The 22,672-nt window shown below is 36.4% G+C and carries 17 protein-coding genes; all 17 read right to left on the reverse strand.

Annotated features, from left to right (window positions below):
- Positions 1–8: 8 nt before the first annotated feature.
- The 17 genes from ptsG to U473_RS12265 all read right to left on the reverse strand — a co-directional run bounded on the left by ptsG (position 9) and on the right by U473_RS12265 (position 22,589).
- The gene (ptsG, locus tag U473_RS12185) at positions 9–2,048 is read right to left on the reverse strand and encodes a glucose-specific PTS transporter subunit IIBC (RefSeq protein ID WP_068726769.1); all 2,040 of its coding nucleotides are present in this window, start codon (positions 2,046–2,048) and stop codon (positions 9–11) included.
- 124 nt (positions 2,049–2,172) lie between these two features.
- Entirely contained in the window at positions 2,173–3,033 is an 861-nt protein-coding gene (glcT, locus tag U473_RS12190) for a glucose PTS transporter transcription antiterminator GlcT (protein WP_068726771.1), read from the reverse strand.
- A 114-nt stretch (positions 3,034–3,147) separates the two neighbouring features.
- Positions 3,148–4,083, reverse strand: a complete 936-nt coding sequence (locus U473_RS12195; protein WP_068726774.1) for an FTR1 family iron permease — start codon at positions 4,081–4,083, stop codon at positions 3,148–3,150.
- Between the two features lie 149 nt (positions 4,084–4,232).
- A complete protein-coding gene (locus U473_RS12200) occupies positions 4,233–5,744 on the reverse strand; it encodes a glycosyltransferase family 39 protein (RefSeq protein WP_161937334.1) in 1,512 nt (503 codons plus the stop codon).
- 17 nt (positions 5,745–5,761) lie between these two features.
- On the reverse strand, positions 5,762–6,523 hold the full coding sequence (locus U473_RS12205) for a hypothetical protein (RefSeq protein WP_068726779.1): 762 nt from the start codon (positions 6,521–6,523) through the stop codon (positions 5,762–5,764).
- A 75-nt stretch (positions 6,524–6,598) separates the two neighbouring features.
- Positions 6,599–7,345 carry a glycosyltransferase family 2 protein gene (locus U473_RS12210; protein ID WP_068726781.1) on the reverse strand — a complete coding sequence of 249 codons (747 nt, stop codon included), beginning with the start codon at positions 7,343–7,345 and terminating at the stop codon, positions 6,599–6,601.
- Entirely contained in the window at positions 7,305–8,816 is a 1,512-nt protein-coding gene (locus U473_RS12215) for an alkaline phosphatase family protein (RefSeq protein WP_068726783.1), read from the reverse strand. The genes U473_RS12210 and U473_RS12215 overlap by 41 nt, the downstream gene beginning before the upstream one ends.
- Positions 8,813–9,751, reverse strand: coding sequence for a lysylphosphatidylglycerol synthase transmembrane domain-containing protein (locus U473_RS12220; protein ID WP_068726785.1), 939 nt, complete (start codon positions 9,749–9,751; stop codon positions 8,813–8,815). Before U473_RS12220 ends, U473_RS12215 begins: the two co-directional genes overlap by 4 nt.
- Entirely contained in the window at positions 9,748–10,698 is a 951-nt protein-coding gene (locus U473_RS12225) for an NAD-dependent epimerase/dehydratase family protein (protein ID WP_068726788.1), read from the reverse strand. Before U473_RS12225 ends, U473_RS12220 begins: the two co-directional genes overlap by 4 nt.
- A 213-nt stretch (positions 10,699–10,911) precedes the next feature.
- The gene (locus U473_RS12230) at positions 10,912–12,084 is read right to left on the reverse strand and encodes a hypothetical protein (protein ID WP_068726791.1); all 1,173 of its coding nucleotides are present in this window, start codon (positions 12,082–12,084) and stop codon (positions 10,912–10,914) included.
- A gap of 71 nt (positions 12,085–12,155) precedes the next feature.
- Complete coding sequence (locus U473_RS12235) at positions 12,156–13,583, reverse strand: UDP-glucose dehydrogenase family protein (RefSeq protein WP_321164185.1); 1,428 nt, start codon at positions 13,581–13,583, stop codon at positions 12,156–12,158.
- Positions 13,547–14,929 carry a glycine--tRNA ligase gene (locus U473_RS12240; RefSeq protein WP_068726796.1) on the reverse strand — a complete coding sequence of 461 codons (1,383 nt, stop codon included), beginning with the start codon at positions 14,927–14,929 and terminating at the stop codon, positions 13,547–13,549. The genes U473_RS12235 and U473_RS12240 overlap by 37 nt, the downstream gene beginning before the upstream one ends.
- Before the next feature lie 342 nt (positions 14,930–15,271).
- Positions 15,272–16,936: a glutamine--tRNA ligase/YqeY domain fusion protein gene (locus U473_RS12245; protein WP_068726799.1), complete on the reverse strand. Its 1,665-nt coding sequence runs from the start codon at positions 16,934–16,936 to the stop codon at positions 15,272–15,274.
- Between the two features lie 385 nt (positions 16,937–17,321).
- Positions 17,322–19,001, reverse strand: coding sequence for an alpha,alpha-phosphotrehalase (treC, locus tag U473_RS12250; RefSeq protein WP_068726802.1), 1,680 nt, complete (start codon positions 18,999–19,001; stop codon positions 17,322–17,324).
- A gap of 22 nt (positions 19,002–19,023) precedes the next feature.
- Positions 19,024–20,430: a PTS system trehalose-specific EIIBC component gene (gene treP / locus U473_RS12255; RefSeq protein WP_068726804.1), complete on the reverse strand. Its 1,407-nt coding sequence runs from the start codon at positions 20,428–20,430 to the stop codon at positions 19,024–19,026.
- A 151-nt stretch (positions 20,431–20,581) separates the two neighbouring features.
- Positions 20,582–21,292, reverse strand: a complete 711-nt coding sequence (treR, locus tag U473_RS12260) for a trehalose operon repressor (protein WP_068726806.1) — start codon at positions 21,290–21,292, stop codon at positions 20,582–20,584.
- Positions 21,293–21,425: 133 nt separating this feature from the next.
- On the reverse strand, positions 21,426–22,589 hold the full coding sequence (locus U473_RS12265; RefSeq protein ID WP_068726808.1) for a DEAD/DEAH box helicase: 1,164 nt from the start codon (positions 22,587–22,589) through the stop codon (positions 21,426–21,428).
- Positions 22,590–22,672 lie beyond the last annotated feature (83 nt).

Below are 22,672 nucleotides of genomic sequence, written 5' to 3' on the forward strand. Positions count from 1 at the left end.
ATAAAACTTTAATCTTTCTTATCGATGATTGCAACCTCTGTTTCCTTGGCAACAGCTTTTCCCTTATTCACCTTTAGTACCTGGTTCTCTTGTAAATTTGTGAAAACAATTGGTGTAATCGTTGAAGTTGCATGTTTTTCAATATACGGCAGGTCAACCTTTAATAATGACGTACCTACTTCAACTTCATCCCCTTCATTTACTAATAATTCAAATCCTTTTCCCTCAAGTTTCACGGTATCGATTCCCACATGAATCAAAACTTCTAATCCACTATGAGAGACTAAACCAATCGCATGTTTGGTTGGGAATGCATTTACCACTTTTCCTTTAATCGGTGAAACGATTTCCCCTTTTTCCGGTTTCATAGCGAAGCCATCCCCCATCATTTTCCCTGCAAAAACTTGATCAGGCACTTCTGTGATGTCAATCACTTCACCTGTTAGAGGAGCAACGATAAATTCAACACCATCGATTACTGTTTCAATATCACTTGTTGTAGATGGAGTTGCCTTCACATCCTTAATCTCCTCAGGACTTTTTCCATTGATGACAGCTTTGATTTGCTCTTTTAATTGATCTGATTTTGGGCCAAAGATGGCTTGAATATTATTTCCTACTTCTAGAACACCTGCAGCACCAAGCTGTTTAAGGAGATCTTTATTTACTTTACTGATATCATGAACAGATACCCGTAAGCGTGTAATACATGCATCTAAATTAGCTATATTTTCTTTTCCTCCAAGTCCTTTCAAAACACCTACGGCTAAATTACCAGCCTTTTCAGTGCCTTGAACTTGTTCCTCATCTAATTCGCGACCAGGCGTTCTTAAATTCCAAGTGCGAATCGCAAAGCGGAAGCCGAAGTAGTATATAACAGAAAATACTAAACCAACAGGAATAACTAACCACCAATTTGTTCGGTTAGGTAATACACCAAATAAAATATAGTCAATCACTCCACCTGAGAAGGTCATCCCAATCTTTACATTTAAAATATGCATAATCATAAATGACAAACCAGCAAAAACTGCATGAACTGCAAATAATGCAGGAGCCACAAAAAGAAAAGTAAACTCAATCGGCTCTGTAATCCCTGTTAAAAAAGAGGTTAAAGCTGCAGAAGCTAAAATTCCTCCAACTAATTTGCGTTTTTCAGGACGAGCTTCATGATACATCGCTAACGCAGCAGCAGGGAGTCCAAACATCATAAATGGGAATTTTCCTGTCATAAAAGTACCTGCCGTTAATGGAACCCCATCCTTTAACTGAGCAAAGAAGATCGATTGGTCACCACGAATCACTTGACCCGCTTTATTCACATATTCACCAAATTCAAACCAGAAAGGTGAGTAGAAAATGTGATGCAAGCCAAATGGAATGAGCGAACGTTCAATTAAGCCAAAGATAAAGGCAGCTAAGGTTCTATTCGTATCAATCATGCTATAAGAAAATGTATTTAATGCATGTTGAATGGGCGGCCAGATAAAAATCATCAGAATCCCTAATAGAAGTGCTGATCCAGCGGTTACGATCGGTACAAAACGCTTACCAGCAAAGAACCCTAAAAACTGTGGCAACTCGATATTGTAATACTTTTTGTACAGATAGGAAGCTAAAATACCAACAATGATCCCCCCAAACACCCCTGTTTGTAAGGTTGGGATTCCCACAACCATGGCATAGGACTTATCTGCAGCAACCATATCTGGCGTTACACCTAAGATGACACCCATCGTAATATTCATGATTAAGAAACCAATGATTGCGGCAAGTCCTGCTACCCCTTCACCTCCAGCTAATCCTACGGCAACTCCTACCGCAAACAACAACGATAAATTTCCAAAGATGATTCCCCCAGCTTCTTCCATCACTTTTGCAACTAATTGAAATGTCGGATTCGATAAAAAAGTAAGCCTTTGCACTAATGCTGGGTTTTGGAATGCATTACCAAAAGCAAGCAATATTCCCGCTGCAGGCAGGATGGCAACTGGAAGCATCAGCGATTTTCCTACTTGTTGTAGGATACCAAATATTTTTTTAAACATAAAATCAACCTCCAATAGTAATTTAAACACAAAAAAGACATGAGAAATTACCAACTTATACAACTTAGGATGTCGCATAAATCGGAAATTTACTCATGCCTGATCGAATCAGTTACACGATTCTTTACTTTGTATTCATTTTCTGATAGATTCGCTCAATATGTAGCGTAAGATAACTTACTTCTGCTTCTGGTATCTGTGCCTTTAATTCATTCTGCATGATTTTAACGAGTTGCCAACTAAGATTATAGCATATGGGATATTCTTTCCGCAATAAGGTAGTTAATGGATGATCTTGGTCAAGAAATTGGTTTCTTTCTGTCCTCTCAATCGCAAAACGAAGATGAGTGATTAATCTTGCATAATCTATGGAATCTCGATCAATTTTAATTTCCAATTCGTTTTCTATCACTTGTATCAATTTACCAATAAGGGAAGAAAATTGGTTCATTTTGGAAACGCTTTGCTTTGTTTTTGCACTGTGCAAATGGAGGGTAATAAACCCGATCTCATCATCAGGAATTTCCATTTTTAAAAGTTTACTTAACATGTTCACTCCATCTTGAGCCAAAGCATATTCCTCAGGATAAAGGCTACGAACTTCATGTAAAAATGGATTTTGGATTTGTATCCCTTGTTTTAAACGTTTAATCGCAAACGAAATATGATCAATAAAAGAGACAAGAAATTGTTCAGTAAGCTTAACTTCTAATCGGTCCTCTATATATTGAATATAATCGTTAATGGCATGGATAATCTCTTCTTCTGTTTCGGTAAAAATCCGTAACATCGTTTCTCGATTGTTATCGGAAGAGAGAACAAATATTTTTTCTATTGATGAGTCGTAGGGAATCCATTCTCCCTTTTTTCTATTAAAACCAATCCCTTTACCTAGGAGGACAACCTCTTTCTGAGATTCATCTACTGCTAAAACCGTATTATTATTTAATGTTCGTTTAACCAGATAACTTTTTCCTTCATTCATGAGATTCATCCTTGTCTTCGTGCTATATAATAAATATACATGATATGAAAACGTTTTACCAGAAAGAAAAAGCTATCCTCATCATTTATCGGATAGCAATGTTCCATATAGCAATTAAACTGCAGTTGGATGGTTTGCTTTGAACGAGTTATTCTCCGTGTTTGCCTCGTTTGCTTTGTTTTCCTCTTTACGTTGGTTCGTGTATCGAACCCAAAAGATCACTACGATAAAATATCCTAAATACGCTAATAACTCTTCAATCGATGGGTGGTGGGAATAACCAAACATGGCTTTCATAAAGATTCCTACTTGGCCACTGATTAGTGGTTGTTTTCCTGTGTCTCTAATATACTGTGCGGCATCGATTGGATGTTCAGGCATGAAGCCAATAATATTATATACTTCAGGCATTGCACTACCCAAGATTCCTAAATCTTGCATCATGCCAATACCTTGGACTAACAATCCAGCAGCAATCATCATAATCAATATACCAGTAATTTTGAAAAAGGTTTTTAATGGGAAACGGACAAGTCCTTTAAACATTAAATAAGCAATGACCGCAGAAAGAATTAAACCAAACAAGGCGCCTTTACTTTCAATGGCTCTAGTAATATCTCCCCCTGTTATAGCTGCAAAGAAGAAGACTGTTTCTACTCCCTCACGGAGAACAACTAAATAAGCATGTGTCACCATGCCAATGACACTACCAGTTGTGACGATTTGCGAAAGTTTATCTTGTGTCTTAGTATGCACGTCTCTATTGTTTTCATTCATCCAAAAAATCATTTGCGTTAAAAGAACGCTTGAGACTAACATAATTCCTAACTTCATATAATTTTGACTTCCCATTGATGTAAATCCAGTCAAAACTACCTGAAAGATTAATGCCATTAATAAGCTTGAAATAACTGCGCCAAATGCACCAGTCCAAACCCATTTATTATATTTTGCTCGGTCCATTTTTTTTAAATAAGTAATGATGATCCCTATAATGAGAAAAGCTTCTAACCCTTCCCTAAAGGTGATTAAAAATGCCTGAAAATCCATTCTCCTTTTCCCCCTTAAGACAATCTAATAGATTCGTTCCCATCATAAGTATATGGCTATTTTCACTATTATGATATTGTTATCTTTATTATTACGATAATGATAATCATTATCATTTGTAAATATTTTATTGCAAATCATTCTCATTGTCAATGCTTTAATTTTTCATATAACTCTGGCAATGCTTCATATAAGACGATCTGATAGTAAGTAGGATAAAGAAATGAATCTGCTTCGGTTTGAAAAACAGGTTTTAAATAAGGTGCGTACTTTCCCTTCTGTTCTCCGAAACCATCTAAAACAGCATTCGTCACCAAAATACGCCGATTCTCCCCATAAATAAGGATTTGATTTTCAAAATCTGCTGGATTCCTTAAACGAATGGTTTGAAAATCAGGATATAAATATTGAATCACCCTTTGCTCTTCCCAGGTAAAAATCGTTGTTTGTTCAGGATGATAGGATTGGTTGATTTGATTCGCCAGTTGTACCATCGGCGGTTTTTCAACTGCATACTGTTCTACTAATGGAATCGATGTAATCATCGTAACGAAAGCTAATCCTAAAAATATCGGTTTAGAAAACCGACCTATTTTCCCTAGACTCCATACAAAACCTATCAATATGAATGGGATCAAGATTGCAACATGCCGCGGTTTATCTAAGTTTTGTCCAATAAAAGCCCAAAGAATATAAGGGATTGTACTAAGTAAATAGAGTAGGCAACGGTAGGATTTCATCGATTGAAAGTGAAAGTATTTTGGAAAAAGCCGAATCTTTTTACTTACTTTTAAAAAGTGATAAACGATCCATAGCAATCCTCCAAATAGAAAAAAGGAAATAATCCAACTTTTCCCCCCAAGGCTTACCCAAATCAGTTTGATAAAGCTTTCAACTCGATCTAGATAACGTGGGCTAGTTAATACAGTTCCTCCCCAATCGGTAAAATGTCCTGAAGTAAAAGCAATTCCTAACCTCAAGTAAGGAAGAAGTCCCCCTTCTGTATAAGCCACTGGAAAAAACCATAATGCTAATCCGAAAAAAAGTGATAAGGCCATCAATACAGTATGCCTTAATAAAGTTCTCCATTTGATCCTTTGTTGAAGATCAAAGCTAGACATGAGAAGTGGTAGCAAAAGGACTGCGACAAAAGGAAAATAAGAGATTCTTACGCCCATGGCTAATCCATAAACAAATGAAGCGATGATTCCTGTACGCAGATACTCGGATTGAGTTAAGGATTGATTGAAGGTACGGGAGATAATCCACAATACGACCCAAATCATCATCATCCCCAAACTATCTGACATCGGTTGTTCAGCCATTAGCCATAGCAGTGGATTAACGGCAGAAAGGATTGTAGTAAAAAGAGCGATCTTTTTCCCTAGCCAATTCTTTATCGTGAAATAGATAAGAGGTATCATGATGATTCCAGCGATAGCACTTACCAGACTTAGTGAAATAATGGGTTCACTCACCAACTTGTTCATCCATTTTGTAGGTAAAAGGTATAAAGGGTACCCTGGAAAATGAGGCTGCATGTTGTAGATATCATATCTAACAACACCTAACGCAAAATCGACCGTATCCCAACTATCAGGATAGCGGCCGATATAAAGCAAACGGGGGATTGCAATAACACCCAAAGCAAAAAAGATCAACCATTTTTCCCCTTTTATCATTTAGTTCGTTTTTTCCCTTTCCTTGTAAAAAGGAGTAGAGCTCCTACAATCACGAATAAAATAATTAACAATGGAACCCAGTTAGCCCATGTTGTCGTGCCACCCTTTACCTCAATATCTGTTTGTCCAGTTCCCTTTGTATGTCCTTGATATCCTGCTTCTGTTTGGAAAAAATCCTTAATCTCATTTAAAATCAGATCCCGATTGGAATCAAACTTTGCCCGATCTGATGAAACTTTTCCTACTCCAAATAATCCAGGATTACCAAGGGAAGCTAAGGCTTCATCAAAAGCATTACGTATCTTTTGGTCTAATTCTGGATCTGCTTTTATAACTTCTGGGGATAAGGCTTCATAGTTAGCAAACGCTTTAGCTAATAATACCTTTGCTTGAGCATAATCATCAAATATTTCCCCCATATTGGTAAATCGTCTTTCAATGTTACGAACGATCACAACCTTCATCTCATAAATCACTAGATTTGCATCCTTGTCATCAATTCCTTTTTGAATCCGATCCACCTGCTCTTGGCCAAACTCTTTTACCATTTCTGGTTTAATTTCATTCAATTTGTTTTGAACTGCTGCAAAATCCTTCGGCTCTTTACTCAATGCTGCTAACATATCTGTATAAGCTGATGCAATTGCATCTTCATTAGGACTACCATAAGAATAGGCATTGACATTTGTAGGAATGAATGTTGCTACTAGCATGAGCATCATGAGTAAAGAAGCAACCATGTTACTAGTTTTCATCATTTTTAACCCCCACTCGAAATGATAAAATCTTCCTTTTCTATTTTAATTGATAATGATTATTATCGTCAAAGAAATTTAACTATTTTTTGACCATTGATGCGCATCCTTGATAATTTTTACTTTTTGTACAGGTCTACTCATTTCTTTGAAAATAGCTGGAATCACTTTCGTCAAATAAGCTTTAAATTTAATGAATGACTTTCCTTTTTGTCTTACTTGATATTGAATTGGAATTTCTTTAAGCCTAAAACCCTTTCGAACCAAATTCAAAGTTAGGACTTGAGCATAGTTGTAATCATGAATGATTTCCGCATGCTCCATTGCTTGCTTGGAAAAAGCTCTCATCCCTGATTGGCCATCATAAATCCATTTTCTTAATAATAAGGACTGTAAAAAGGTAAAGGTGTAATTACCTAAACGTCGATGTAGCTTCATGCCCTTAATTTGTCCTAAAAAGCGTGAACCTATGATATAATCTGCCTCCCCTTTAAAAAGAGGTTCTAAAAGATCAGGGATCTGTTCAGGGGGATATTCATTATCTGAATCAATATAAACGCCGATATCAGCCCCTAAACAGAGAGCTTTTTCTAGCCCTTTTCTTACTGCTGCTCCTAATCCTTGATTGCTTGAGAACGAAAAAATATAATCAGCACCAGCCCTTTTTGCAACAGAGACGGTTTGGTCTTCTGACCCATCATCAATCACTAGTACTTTCACATCTATTCTTGAATCAAAATTTCGAGGAATTCTAGCAATAACTTCGCCAATTGTTTCTTCTTCATTATGTGCCGGTAGAAATACGATTACTCTCTGCTTCTTCATTTATGTTCCCCTTTAACTCTTTGATTGCTTCCATTAGAACAGGACCTCTGCTATGTTCTGGGAATGGCGCACCTAATAAATAGGCGATGGTCGGAGCAACAGAGATTAAAGAATGTCGCTTATCCACTTGTTTCCCTTTTGCAATATTTGGCCCATGCATAAAGAATGGAACAAATCGTTCCCCTTCATCTAAATGGCCATGACCACCAATCCCATCTGATTGTCCATGGTCAGCAGCAATAATGATCGTAGTATCTTCCATCATGCCTTTATCTTCTAGCCAATGAACAAACTCTTCAATTAAATGGTCTGCTTCCTCAATTTTTTGCTTATATTCTTCATACAAAGAACCTCGACTATGCCCAGTTTGATCGGTACTAATCAGTTGAACTGCTAATAAATCAGGATTTTGCTCGCTCATTATTTTTTTTGCCCGTTCAATAATATTTCGATCTGCTACATCGTTATTCATGACTGCTGTCACACTTTCTACATCATCTGCCATTGCATCGATTAAATGAGCAATTCCTAGTAACCTGCCTTTTTTCCCAACCTTTCTGAGAGAATCAAAGACGCTCTCTACTTTAATTCCTAATTTCCATACCATATTCGATTTAATTCCATGCTCTTTTGGGTAAGTCCCTGTAAAGATAGAAGAAAAACAGACAACGGTTCTTGCAGGGTACACGGTTTCCATTTGTGTATATTCTGTTCCATTTAGTCGCAATTGATCGAGAAAAGGAGTATTGGCTTCAGCAAAACGATCTTTTCTTGCCCCATCTACAATTATCATGATCACTTTCTTGGTTAAAGCTTGACTTGATTCTGTGAAAAATTGTTTGGTATATCCTTCCCTTTCCTTTGGTTTCCAATCAAACAAATAATGGTGTAAGAGCCAGCTAAATAAGAATACAAAACCACCAAAACCTAATAATCTAATCCAATCTAACTCGCCAATGGTATAACCCTGTTGCAATAAGGAATATTGGCGATCCCACAAGAATAACAACAATAAAAACTTCGGGATCTGTTCTTGAGCATTACCACTGGTAGAATCGCTATTTTTTAAAACTAACTTCCAAAAGCGTGTAAAATTTAACCAAGATGTACCGATTCGTAAATGGTAATAAAAAGTTCCCCAAAAAAAGATAGTAAAGAAAAAATAGAGTCCTAAAGCAAATAAAGAAAGGCCTATATTTAGCTGATTCCATAAAATGAGCGAAACAACAAAGGGAATCCATAAATAATTCCTTAGCATCAATGGGTAGTCATAAACATAGTAAATTACAAGTAGAGGCAAAATGGTTAACATGCTCAAAGCCATAGTGGACCAGAACGAACTAGTAGACCAATCGGGAATATGAAAGAGCAAAAAAGTCCCTACTACAAAAATAGGAGTAAAAGGTTTTCCCTCATTTAATAAATTCCATCCCCTTGCCGCAATAATCTCAAACCAGGATGCTTTTTTCATTCTGCATTTGCCCCTTTCTCGTTGATTTTTAGCCACTTCTTTAATTCGCTGATCCGAATCGGGTATTTAAATAAGACGTAAAGACCAACTAAATAAGAAAAAAAGAACTTAAATCCATGACTAACCAAAGCAATACTATAGGCTTCCTCCCATGATAAACCCACTCTTGAAAGAGCAAAGCTCATCATACTTTCATAATTGCCGATTCCACCTGGTGTAAAATGAAAGACCTGAGTAGAGATTGTTAAACTGTTAACCCAAATTGCATCAAGAAAAGATAGAGAAAGCCCCGAGGCCATCGTTACGCCAAACACAACGATCGTTTCAAAAAGCCAACTTAGCGTAATAAACAAAATGAGATAGATTCCTTTTGTTCCTGAAAAAGCCTGTTGAATCATCTGCCAATGTTTTCGCAAAATGTCTGAATTCATTCTTTTTGATAACCAATAAAAGAGAAGGAGTCCTAAGCTTAAACCGGTAAGCACAATCAGAAATAGGCCTATAGAAAGATCGAAACCAATAAATAATGCACCAACATTTGCTATTAGACCCAAGATAAGCATATCTAGTAATCTCATTACCACGACTGAATGAAGAGTTTCATCAAACTGAACCTTTTTCTCTTTTATTAGCAATCCTACTCTTACTGCATCGCCTACTTTAAGTGGCAACAAATGATTGATAAAGAGACTATAGAATAAGGCATAAAGATAAACAGATAGAGGAATGGATTGATTCAAATACCATTTCCATGCCAATGCCCGAAGAACAAAAGCCAGTCCATAAACAACAAACATGGCGATTAACCAAGTTGGATTGGTTATTAGTTGCTTACTAACCCTTCCAATAAGATCGACATCGAAATAACGCAATGTTAAAAAGGTAAAAAAGATTAAAAAGATAAAGCCTATGAGTCGAAAAAGTGTTCTTTTCATAAAATCTCTTGATGTTCCTTTGCCCAAGTAATGGTACGTGACAATCCCTCTACAATCGATGTAGTTGGTTGATAACCTAGCTGTTCCTTTGCCTTGCTAATATCTGCCCAAGTCATTTTTACATCCCCTGTACGCCATGGTTTTTTCACGATTCTCATCTGTGGAAAATGCTTTTTAAATTCTTGTAATAGTTTGTTCATTGAGACTGGTTGGCCAAAACCAAGATTATAAACTTCATTGGTTGCTGGTCTTTCTATTGCTTTTGTGATTCCGGCGATAATGTCATCAATATAGGTATAATCTCGGGCAGAATCAAGAGCAAATACCTCAATCTCCTCTCCCTGTAACAGTTTCTTGATAAATTTAGATATCGCCATGTCTGGTCGACCAAAAGGTCCATAAACTGTAAAAAAACGTAAGATCGTTAGTTGAAAACCATAAAGTTGTTGATAGACATTACAAAAAGCTTCACCACTTACTTTACTTGCTGCATAAGGGGAAATTACTTTGCCATTAGCCATTCCTTCAGATAAAGGTGTTCCCTCTTGATCACCGTAGACCGAAGAAGAGGAGGCAAAAATCACCTGTTTTACCCCTGTTTCACCAGCCCATTTTAAAAGATTTATAGTCGCTTTAATATTTGAATCTATGTATATTCCTGGATGTTCTATGGAATAAGCCACACCTGGCATCGCAGCCAGATGAACCACTACATCAAATGCATTCTGCTTAAAAAGCTCCTTAACAAAATTCTCATCTATTAAATTCTCTTGGTAAAAATCTACCTTACCCATTCGTATGACACGTTCTAGCAGTTTTAATTTTCTCTCTTGAGAATAGTAAGAATTTAGCTCATCAACAATGATGATATGGTGATCTTTTTGTAATAGTTGAATCGCTAAATGATGGCCGATAAAACCAGCGCCACCTGTTACTAAAATTTTCAACCCATCTCACCTCTAAAATAAACGTTTGTTCACATCAATGAAAAAGCCGCAAAAAGCGGCTTTTTCAAAAAAGAGAAGAAAGTATAACTTTCTTCCACTTCTCCTTAATCTTTATTCATAGAAGGGCACGGATAACGGAGCGCGATGGAATATACAAACCTTTTCTTATTTTTGAGTCATTCAAAGTATATCCTTGTTACAACATTCTAATCATTACTTACTTGCTTTTTCAATCGCTGTGTTTAAGCTTTTCTCAATTTCGGTTAGAATATTTTTAGCTTCTTCTTGTTTTTGCGCCTTTGTAGCTTCAAGATGCTTTTGGGCTTGTTCATTTAAAGTATTGTAAGCTTCTTCTCCTAGAATTCGTTGAAGATCAGTATCAATCATATCAATAAACAGTGCTCCTTCAAGAGCTGTAATGACAGCTTTATCTTTGCCCCAATTCTCTTGGCTTTCTTCATATTCTTTAAGAGCAACCATCGCAAAACCTTTTACGAAGGCATTGTTTATTGCATTAGGATCTATTGCTTTCACATCTGTAGCAAGATCAAATTGGCTTTGAATAAATTCTGCTTCTTCCTTGGCGTTTTTCACTAAATATCCGTTTAAAGCTTGATAGAAGGCCCAACCCTCTGCTTGTTCTGCTTTTGCTTCTTTTTCATCTTCTTGTGCTGCAATTTTGCTTGCATAACCATTAGGTAAGGCCCCTGTAGCTAAATAGAAAGTCTTCATCAATGTTTTATCAACAACTTGTTTTCCTAGTTGAAACCCTAATTGATCTCCTGCTTCTATTGCTTTGTCCATTTCAGCAAAGCCTGCATCAATTTTAGCAACTAATTGAGTTTGGTAAGCTGCATCACGTTTTTCAACCGTAGATTTTAGAATCGCATAAAATTCTTTTGCTTCCTTCATTTCTTCTTTAACCTTATCTTTATTATCCCAGTTTTCTGCTACTTCAGTGAATTCATGACGAATGGTAAAGAAGAAATTCTTTTGCATTAATTTGTCAAAGATTTGCTTTACAACAACCCCATCCATTGAGTTGTTTTTTCCAGCCTCTAAGGCTGCCATGATCTGTTGATCAGCAGACTCATTAAATTCAGCATCACGTTTTTGAACCAATGGTTGAAGTTCTTTTGTATAAAGGTCAATCACCTTTTGATAATCTACTGTTTGTCCTTCCTTTGCTTTTGCAAGTTCATCTACTGCTTCTTTATAGATCGTAGATACGGACACTTCTTTATTTTCTTCTTTTTGTGTCTCTGTTTGATTCGTTTGTTGTGGTTCTATGTTTTTTTGGCTAGTTTCTGTTGTACTACACCCCGCCAAAACACCACTTGCTGCAATAATTCCTGTTAGAACTGCGATATGTAGCTTTTTCTTCATGATAACCCCCCTAATTGATAATGATTTTCATTTCTCTCTAACTGAAATTATAAAGATAATGAGAATCATTGTCAACTATAATTTCTCCCGATGCCGAAATATTGAAACCCAGCTTCTATTAATGGGGCAATATCTAATAGATTGCGGCCATCAATTATAATTTTATCTTCCATTTTTTTAGCTAATTCGCCATAAGGAAGGGTTTTAAATTGCTTCCATTCTGTAACGAGAATAATAGCATGACTATGCTCAAAAATCTCTTCGATCTTTTTAATATATTTAATCTTCCATTTAGGATATGTCTTTCTAAAGTTATCCATGGCTATAGGATCATATACTTTGATAGCTGCACCTAATTCCAATAATTTTTCTATGATTTCAATCGAGATCGCCCCTCGAATATCATCGGTATTTGGCTTAAAGGAAAGGCCAAGGATGCCAATCTCTTTATTTTTTAAATTCCCTAACGCTTCCTTTAATTTAGAAATGACCCATTCCTTTTGCTTTTGATTGACATCGATTGTTGCTTTGACCAATGACATTTCGATTCCTTTTTCTTTTCCTTGATTTAAAATGGCCGAGGTATCTTTAGGAAAACATCCCCCTCCCCAGCCAATTCCTGCTTTTAGATAGCTTGTTCCAATCCTTTGATCCAATCCAATTCCTTCGGCCACTTCTGTGATATCTGCACCTACTTTTTCAGCCAACCTTGCAATTTCATTGATGAAGGAAATCTTCATTGCTAAAAAGGCATTAGCCGCATATTTGATCAATTCTGCACTTTTAATTTCTGTTACAAACCATACCGGTTTAGGTTGATGATCTGGCCGTTGAATAGGCAACTTTAAGGATAAGGAAAATGTCTGATTTAGTATTGGTGAGTATAGCCTTTTTAATAAGTCTTGCACATGGGAAGAATCTGTGCCAATTACAATACGATCAGGATATAGACTATCGTATACTGCTAACCCTTCTCGCAAAAATTCTGGGTTAGATGCAACATAGATTTCTTGGTTAATTTCCCGTTTTTTCAGTTCTTCTTCGATCCATTCTTTAACACGATAAGTCGTGCCAACAGGAACTGTAGATTTAATGATCACAATAGGTTGACTTCCATTGCTCCACTTTTGGCCTATACTTTTTGCAACTTTTTCAACTGACGTTAAATCAACGTCGCCATTTTCCTTCATTGGTGTTCCAACTGTAATGATAATCAACTCTGTCTTAGAGTTAAACGATCCCCATGAAGAAATAAAGGTAAGGTTGGGTCTAGCCACCTCCAGTAGCTCTCCCAACCCTTCTTCAAAAATAGGAACCTCACCTTGTTTCAGTTTCTCTATCTTATCCTTATTATAATCTAAGAGGGTAACATCATTTCCCAAAGAAGCGAAAATCGCAGCTGTTGTAAGACCTACATACCCTGCTCCAATCATTGTAATTCTCAATTTTTGTTCACCTTCTATTAAAACTGAACCTTCTTTTCTAGGTATTCCTTTAATTCAGCAATAGGAATTCGTTGTTGTTCCATGGTATCTCGATCTCGCACTGTAACCATCTGATCTTGCTTTGAATCAAAGTCGTAAGTAATACAAAACGGTGTACCAATTTCATCGTGGCGACGGTAACGTTTACCGATTGAACCTGAATCATCAAAATCAACCATGAAATATTTTGAAAGCTCTTCAAAGATACCTCTAGCCTCTTCCGATAGTTTTTTCGATAATGGCAGGATCGCAGCTTTGTATGGAGCAAGTGCTGGATGGAAGTGCATCACAGTACGTGTGGTTCCATCTTCAAGTTCTTCCTCATCATAAGCATCGATAAAGAAAGCTAATGCTACACGATCCGCTCCAAGAGAAGGTTCAATACAATAAGGAATGTAACGTTCATTGGTTTCTGGATCGATATAGTTGAAGTCTTCACCAGAATATTGCATATGCTGCTTCAAATCATAATCTGTACGGGAAGCAATACCCCATAATTCGCCCCAACCAAATGGAAACTTATATTCAAAATCGGTGGTTGCATTACTATAATGAGACAATTCTTCTTCTGAATGATCGCGCATTCGGATGTTTTCCTTTTTCATTTCTAGGCTGAGTAGCCATTTTTCTGCATATTGCTTCCAATAATCAAACCATTTTAATTCTTCACCTGGCTTGCAGAAAAACTCAAGCTCCATTTGTTCAAATTCACGTGTACGGAAGGTAAAATTCCCTGGAGTAATCTCGTTACGAAAGCTTTTACCGATTTGAGCGATACCAAAGGGAAGCTTTTTGCGCATGGTTCGCTGTACATTTTTAAAGTTCACAAAAATTCCTTGTGCTGTTTCTGGACGTAAGTATATTTCATTCGTACTTGTTTCTGTAACCCCTTGGTGGGTCTTAAACATTAAATTAAACTGACGGATATTGGTAAAATTATGACTTCCACACTCTGGACAAGCGATATCATGTTCTTTAATCAATTGTTCCATTCTCTCAAATGGTAATCCATCAACGACCATTTCGATTCCTTTTTCGTCTAAGGCATTTTCGATTAACTTATCCGCCCGATGCCTCGCTTTACAGTCCTTACAATCGATCATTGGATCATTAAAATTACCAAGGTGTCCAGAAGCTTCCCAGGTTCTCGGATTCATTAAAATAGCTGCATCAAGACCGACGTTATAAGGGGATTCTTGCACGTATTTTTTCCACCATGCTCTTTTAATATTGTTTTTCAATTCGGTTCCTAGTGGACCATAGTCCCATGTATTCGCTAGTCCACCGTAAATTTCTGATCCTGGAAAAATAAAACCACGATGTTTAGCATGGGCTACAATTTGCTCCATTGTTACATTCATTTTGATTCGCTCCTTATCTATTACTATTCCAATTACTTTGAGGGACCCCACGAAACGAAAAAACTCTCGCCTCTAGGCCACCAAGCCTAGGGACGAGAGTTGATATTCCCGCGGTTCCACCCTAGTTGATACACAGATGTGCATCCTCTTTTCAAAAGCAACTCCAGACTGCCGTTTCACTGAATCTTTTTGCCAGGCTTTCACCCTCCCTAGCTCGCTTTAAAAAAGGATTTCAGTTACTATTGTCCTTTCATCGTTACCATTTACATTATGCTTATTTTGATGTTAATCATACAAAATTTAAATAGAAGAGTCAAACCCATTTACGCAAATAGGTTCACATTATTTATGCTCTTCAAGTTTAAATGAGCTCTTTAATGATACGATACGATTGAAGACTAAGTTCTCGTTTGTTGTATATCTTGGATCGACATTAAAATATCCATGTCTAAAAAATTGGAACTTATCTTGAACTTTTGCTTCCTTCATATTTGGTTCAACAAATCCATGTACCACTTCTAAAGAATTAGCATTGATATGATCGAGGAAGGTTGTTCCTTCTTCTTGATCTTCTTCTAAAATCAATGGTTCATATAACCTAAATTCAGCTGATACCGCATGTTTAGCATCTACCCAGTGAATCGTACCTTTTACTTTCCTTCCCGTAAATCCAGTTCCACTTTTGGTTTCTGGATCATAAGTACAATGTAGCTCAATGACGTTGCCATTTTGATCTTTTATAACATCATTACACTTAATAAAGTATGCATGTTTTAGACGAACTTCATTTCCTGGGAATAATCGATAATATTTGTTTGGTGGATTTTCCATAAAATCATCTTGTTCAATATAAATCTCCCTAGAAAATGGAATCTGCCGATTACCCATCTCTGGATTTTCTGGATTATTCTCTGCTTCTAACATCTCTACCTGATCTTCTGGGTAGTTCGTGATAACTACTTTCAATGGTCTTAGCACACCCATTGTTCTTGGCGCTTTTAATTTTAGATCTTCTCTAACAAAATGTTCTAACATTTGAGCATCTACTTTACTATTTGCCTTAGCGACCCCAATCTCTCTAACAAAATTGCGAATCGATTCCGAAGTATATCCTCTTCTTCTAAGTCCAGAAATGGTAGGCATACGTGGATCATCCCAGCCATCCACAATCTTTTCATCAACTAAAAGCTTTAGTTTTCTTTTACTCATCACCGTATTGGTTAAGTTTAAACGAGCAAATTCAATTTGTTGTGGTTGATGCTCCATTTCTGTTTCTCTCACTACCCAATCGTATAAAGGACGATGGTCTTCAAACTCTAATGTACACAAAGAATGGGTAACTCCTTCAATCGCATCTTCGATAGGATGAGCATAGTCATACATCGGATAAATACACCACTTATCACCCGTATTGTGATGTGTAGCATGTGAAATACGATAAAGAACTGGATCCCTCAGATTTAAATTAGGCGAGGCCATATCAATCTTTGCCCTTAATACCTTTTCTCCATCTTTAAATTCGCCCTTGCGCATCCGTTCAAATAAATCCAAATTTTCATCAATAGAACGATTTCGATATGGACTTTCTTTTCCAGGCTCAGTTAGTGTTCCACGAGTTTGCCTTATTTCTTCTGCTGATAAATCATCTACATAAGCTAAACCTTTTTTAATCAAGATGATTGCTCGATTATACATTTCTTCGAAATAATCAGAGGCAAAAAAAAGTCCGTCCCATTCAAAACCAAGCCATTTTACATCTTCTTTAATTGCCTCAACGTATTCAGTATCCTCTTTTAATGGGTTTGTATCATCAAACCGTAAGTTGGTTTTACCCTTAAATTCATCTGCTAACTCAAAATTTAATACGATCGATTTGGCATGGCCAATATGTAAATAGCCGTTAGGCTCTGGTGGAAACCTAGTGATGATTTGATCCCGCTTGCCAGTCTTCAAGTCTTCAACTACGATATTTCTTATGAAATTAGAAGGACTATTCTTTTCTTCCATTCTTCTCAACCTTTCTTATTCCATTGCATGGCATTCACATGTATATATATCACAAATCGCACAAAAAGCAAATATTTTCTATATATGTTTATCTATTATGTTACACTATTTTTTCCGATTTTTTCTTTCTTTATTAAAAAGGTTTGTATATTCCATCGCGCTCCGTCATCCGTGCCCTTCTATGAATAAAGATTACGGAGAGAAGGGCACTTCTGAAGGCACACAAAGTGTACAAGTCGTGCTACACAGCTAAAGCTGCTAGTCACGCTATGTCGCAGCTTATGGAATATACAAAACCTTAAATGACAAATGGAAGAAAGTTATACTTTCTTAATCTTTGAGAAAGGAAATGGGGACTTTATAAAAAGCCCCCATTTCTTAACGTCTATTTTATATAAAATACTACAGATTCATATGCTCTTAATTTAAGTTGATCAAATCGATTCTCTGTATCTTGGTAGTTCGAGATAAGAATACTAGATTCTCCAGTTAGCTCTAAACCCTCAGGTAACTCAAAAACGGTTTCTTGCGAATAAAAATTATTTATCACTAAAAGTTTTTTATTATGATATGAACGAATATAGGCAAAAATTTGTGGATGATTTTCCAGAATTAATTGAAAATCGCCATAAGCAATGACATCATGCTCTTTTCGTAATTGTATTAACTTTTGGTAATGAAAAAAGATAGAGTCCTTATCAGTTAAAGCTTGATCCACATTGATCTCTTTGTAATTGGAAGCTACTCCAATCCACGGAATTCCAGAAGTAAACCCAGCATGTTCATTTGTATTCCATTGCATTGGTGTACGGGAATTATCACGCGATTTTTGTTTTAATATAGCCATGATTTCTGTATCGGATTTCCCCTGATTTTTTAATGAGTAATAAGCATTGATCGATTCTACATCGCGATACTGATCAATATCATCAAAATTGGGATTAGTCATTCCGATTTCTTCTCCCTGATAAATATAAGGGGTTCCTTGTAATAAATGTAGAGCCGTTGCTAACATCTTGGCTGATTCTTTATGATATTCCCGATCATTCCCAAAACGAGAGACAACTCTAGGTTGGTCATGGTTACACCAAAATAGCGCATTCCAACCACCCCCCTGACTCATCCCGTATTGCCATTCACTAAGAATTTTCTTTAGTTTGATAAAATCAAAATCAGCTTTTACCCATTTTTCGCCATTTGGGTAGTCCACTTTTAAATGGTGGAAGCTAAAAGTCATACTCAATTCTTTTTCTTCCGGATTCGTATACCTTACACAATTTTCAATAGAAGTAGAAGACATTTCCCCTACCGTTAACATCTCAGGATAACGGGAAAAAGTTTTACGATTCATTTCCTTTAGAAACTCATGGATACGTGGTCCATCTGTATAATACTTCCGCCCGTCGTCTATTGGGGTTTGATACGTATCATTTGGAAATGATTGATTTTTGGAAATAAGATTGATGACATCTAAACGGAAGCCATCTACCCCTTTATTTAACCAAAAATTCATCATTTGATAAATTTCTTCCCTGAGTTGAGGATTTTCCCAGTTTAAATCTGCTTGTGTCACATCAAAAAGATGCAAATAGTATTGCCCTGTCTTCTCATCATACTTCCATGCATTCCCACCAAACTTAGAACTCCAATTATTTGGCGGCTCACCATTTTCCCCATCTTTCCAGATATAAAAATTTCGATAGGGATTCTCTTTTGCAGAAGAAGCTTCTTTAAACCAGGTATGTTCTGTTGAAGTATGGTTAACTACAATATCCAAAATGATTTTGATGCCTTTTTCATGGGCTTTTTGTAATAATATCTCAAATGTTTCCATTGTCCCATAATCTGGGTTGATTCGATAATAATCACTAATGTCATATCCATTATCTTTTTGCGGAGATTCATAGATCGGGGTTAACCAAATCACATCTACTCCTAATTCTTTTAAATAATCTAATTTATCGATAATCCCCTGTAAGTCACCGATTCCATTTCCAGTTGTATCTTTAAAACTCTTTGGATAGATCTGATATACAACGGATCTTTTCCACCAAGGTTGTTCCAATATTAACACCACCGATATTCAATTATTTCTTAACTTTCCCATAGAGATAAGTGAGTACAAATGGAACGACTAAAGCGATACCCATACCTATAAAGAATGGCCCCCAATTTTGTGGGAAAATAGATAAGAATCCAGGTAGGCCACCAACCCCAATCGAGGAAGCCCTTACATCATTTATTGTAATTACCACTGCTGCAATGGCTGACCCGATCATCGCTGAAATGAATGGGTATTTATAGCGAATATTTACCCCAAACATCGCTGGTTCTGTAATTCCTAAATAAGCAGAAATCGCAGAGGTTAGAGATAAACCTTTTGTTTTTTCATCTTTAGAGACTAACATCATCGCCAATGCTGCAGAACCTTGAGAAATGTTAGATAATGCAAGAATTGGCCATAAGAAAGTTCCCCCTAAGTTGGAAATCAACTGTAAATCCACTGCTAAGAAAGTGTGATGCATTCCTGTAACTACTAATACGGAATAGAATCCACCATAGATTAATGCACCTAATACAGAAAATTTATCAAATATTGCTACAAAACCAGAAGTGATCGCATTTCCAATTGCAAAGGTAACAGGCCCAATCACGATAAATGATAAGAAACCAGTGATTAATAATGTGATTGGTGCAACTAATAATAATTTAAAAGCATCAGGAACACGCTTATTTAGAAATTGCTCTATTTTAGCTAAGATATAGGATGAGAATAATACAGGTAATACTTGACCTTGGTAACCAATTTTTTCAACATTAAAACCAAAGAGATTCCAATATGGTACAGCACCTTTTGCTACAGCCTCACCATAACCCCATGCATTTAATAGTGCTGGGTGCACAAGCATCAGACCAAGAACGATACCTAATAATTCACTACCACCAAACTTTTTAACCGCTGACCAGCCAATCAAACCTGGTAGAAAAACGAAAGCAGTATTTGCAATTAAATTAATCATATCTGCTAAGTCTTTCCATTGGGTATATACATCAACAAATGCTTGATCTGCAAAGAAAATCCCTTTTCCTGTCAACACATTATTGATTCCCATTAATAAACCGGCAGTTACAATCGCTGGCAAAATAGGAATGAAAATATCTGCTAAGATTTTAACTGCTCGTTGAAACGGATTTAGATTCTTTTCTGCCACATCTTTAATCTCTTGTTTTGTCGCACGTTCAATTCCAGCCACCTCAACAAATTGATCATATACTTTATTGACCAACCCTTGTCCTATTACTACTTGAAATTGTCCATTCGCTGAAAATGAACCTTTAACAAGATCAATATTTTCTAACATCGATTTATCTACTTTATTTTCATCTTTTAAAGCAAGTCTTAATCTCGTCACACAATGAGTAGCAGCGATAATATTGTCCTTACCACCAATGGCTTGAATAATTTGTTCAACAGACTCTTTTTTTATGTCCATAATTTCATCCTCCTGTAATCGTTTTCGTTATCCATCATAACTTGTGTAAACAAGTTAGTCAATACTTGTATATACAAGTTTAAATATGTAATTTATGTCATTTTATTATTTTAATAAAGTTCAACTTTTATGTGGGACAAAAAAAGTCGCCCTAACGGCGACGAGCAAAATCAGAGAATACAAATCGATCTGGGCGATGATGTGACTCTGTATATTCAAATTGGGTTCCATCATTTAGATGAGCGAAGTTTTTAACAACTACCACGAAAGGGTAGCCTTTTATATCAAGGTTTTGCTTGTCTCTCATAGTTGCTGGTTCTACTTGAATCACTCTCCTTGCAAAACCAATTTTTAGTTTTAATATTTCTTCAATATATTGATAAATTGACTGTTCTGCAATTTCTTTTGTTAAATCTATAATCAAATCTTTTAGAAAGTAGTTTATGTCAAAAATAATTCGTTCTCCATCTAAATGACGGATTCGATAGATATAGTAGGCTTCTTTACCAATAGGGAGATTCGTCTTTTGATGAAGTGATTCATCAATAATTACTTCTTCAAACTTAGGGACTGTAGTGACAAATTTTTCCCCATTTCCTACACTTGCTTCTTTAAAGCTAACTAATCCCCCAAAGGAAAATGTGATTGTATCGTGGTCTAATACAAAGACACCTTTCCCATGTAAGCTGTGAACTAAACCCTCTTCCGCTAGTAGGTCTAACGCCCTCCTGATCGTACCGCGACTCGTGTTATATTTTTTACATAAATCATGCTCAGAGGGAAGTTTTTCCCCTGGACTATACTGTCTTTCCACAATGGCGTTTCTTATCTCCTCATAGATTTCGATGTATCGTTTATTCATAAATCCTCCTACCTATCGTACCCGTGTTTACTCATATTATAGCAGACTTTACTAGGAAACAAAGAAGGGATAAATGGAGTAGTTTCTAAAGAAAATTGGGCATTCTAACCACAGTGTCAACCCTTCTATTTTGTCACAGAAGGGTTTCTTGATCGCTTATTTTTCCATGATAAATAACCTTCTTTTGAATTAGAATTCCCGACGCACGGCTCAGTTTCTTAAGAAAGCTTTCTTCTCGCTTTGTCACGATAGAGATCACTGTACCTAATGCATTCATTCTTCCTGTTCTACCTGAACGATGAATATATTGTTTGGTATCATGGGGAAAGTCAAAATGGATGACATGATTCAATCCTTCTATGTCCAAGCCTCTTGCTGCTACATCTGTCGCCAAAAGTAGTGCTACCTTTCCCTCCCGAAAATGACGCAAGGCTTGTTGCCTCTCTCCTTTACTAGACTCTCCATTTAAAACTTCCGATGCAATTCCTTTATATTTTAATTTTGCTTGAACCTCAAACATTTTTTCCATGTCGTTGATAAATGCTAAAGCCTTTATTCCATCTATTCTCATGATTCGACGAAGGACATCAATCTTATCTCTAAGTTCACTTACAAAGTAGATGTGTTCTACATTAGATTCGCTATCTTTCTTCTTTTCAATTCGAATGACTTGAGGATCTTTCATCCATCTTTTTGCTAATTGTTCATTTTCTTTAGACAAGGTGGCTGAAAAGAATAAGAGTTGTCGTTCTTTTTGTGTTGCCTTTATGATACTTTGTACATTTTCAATATGATCTTGTACAATTAACATATCAAATTCATCTACCACGATCATTTTGACGTTATGCATTTTTAATTTTTTCATCTTGATCAGTTCTAGTAAACGCCCTGTGGTTCCCACTACAATCTGTGGATGCTTTTTTATTTTTTCAAGCTGGAGCTTTATATTAGCTCCACCTATAAAAGAGGCACTAGTGATTTCACTTCCTTGCGCCCACCTTTGAATTTCTTCATAAATCTGCATAACCAATTCTCTTGATGGTGCGATGATTATAGCCTGAGTTACCTTTTTCTCTAAATCAATCCTTTCTAACAAGGGTAAAAGATAAGTTATCGTTTTCCCGGTTCCTGTAGGAGATTCAGAGATTACATCCTTTCCTTCTAAAATCAATGGAACTGCCTTCTCTTGAATCATCGTTGGCTTTTGAAAACCTTTATGTTTCCAAGCTTCCTGTAAAAACGGTTTCAACCTTTGTAACACAGACCAATCGCCTATTCCTTTTGTGTTATTTTCCATTCGATAATTCCCTTTCTATTCGAAGTATTCACTTCACAGTATTTACAAATTATAATCGATTCAATCGGGTAGGAGGCTGGCCA

The organism is Tepidibacillus decaturensis, assembly GCF_001561915.1.
GTDB lineage: Bacteria > Bacillota > Bacilli > Tepidibacillales > Tepidibacillaceae > Tepidibacillus_B > Tepidibacillus_B infernus.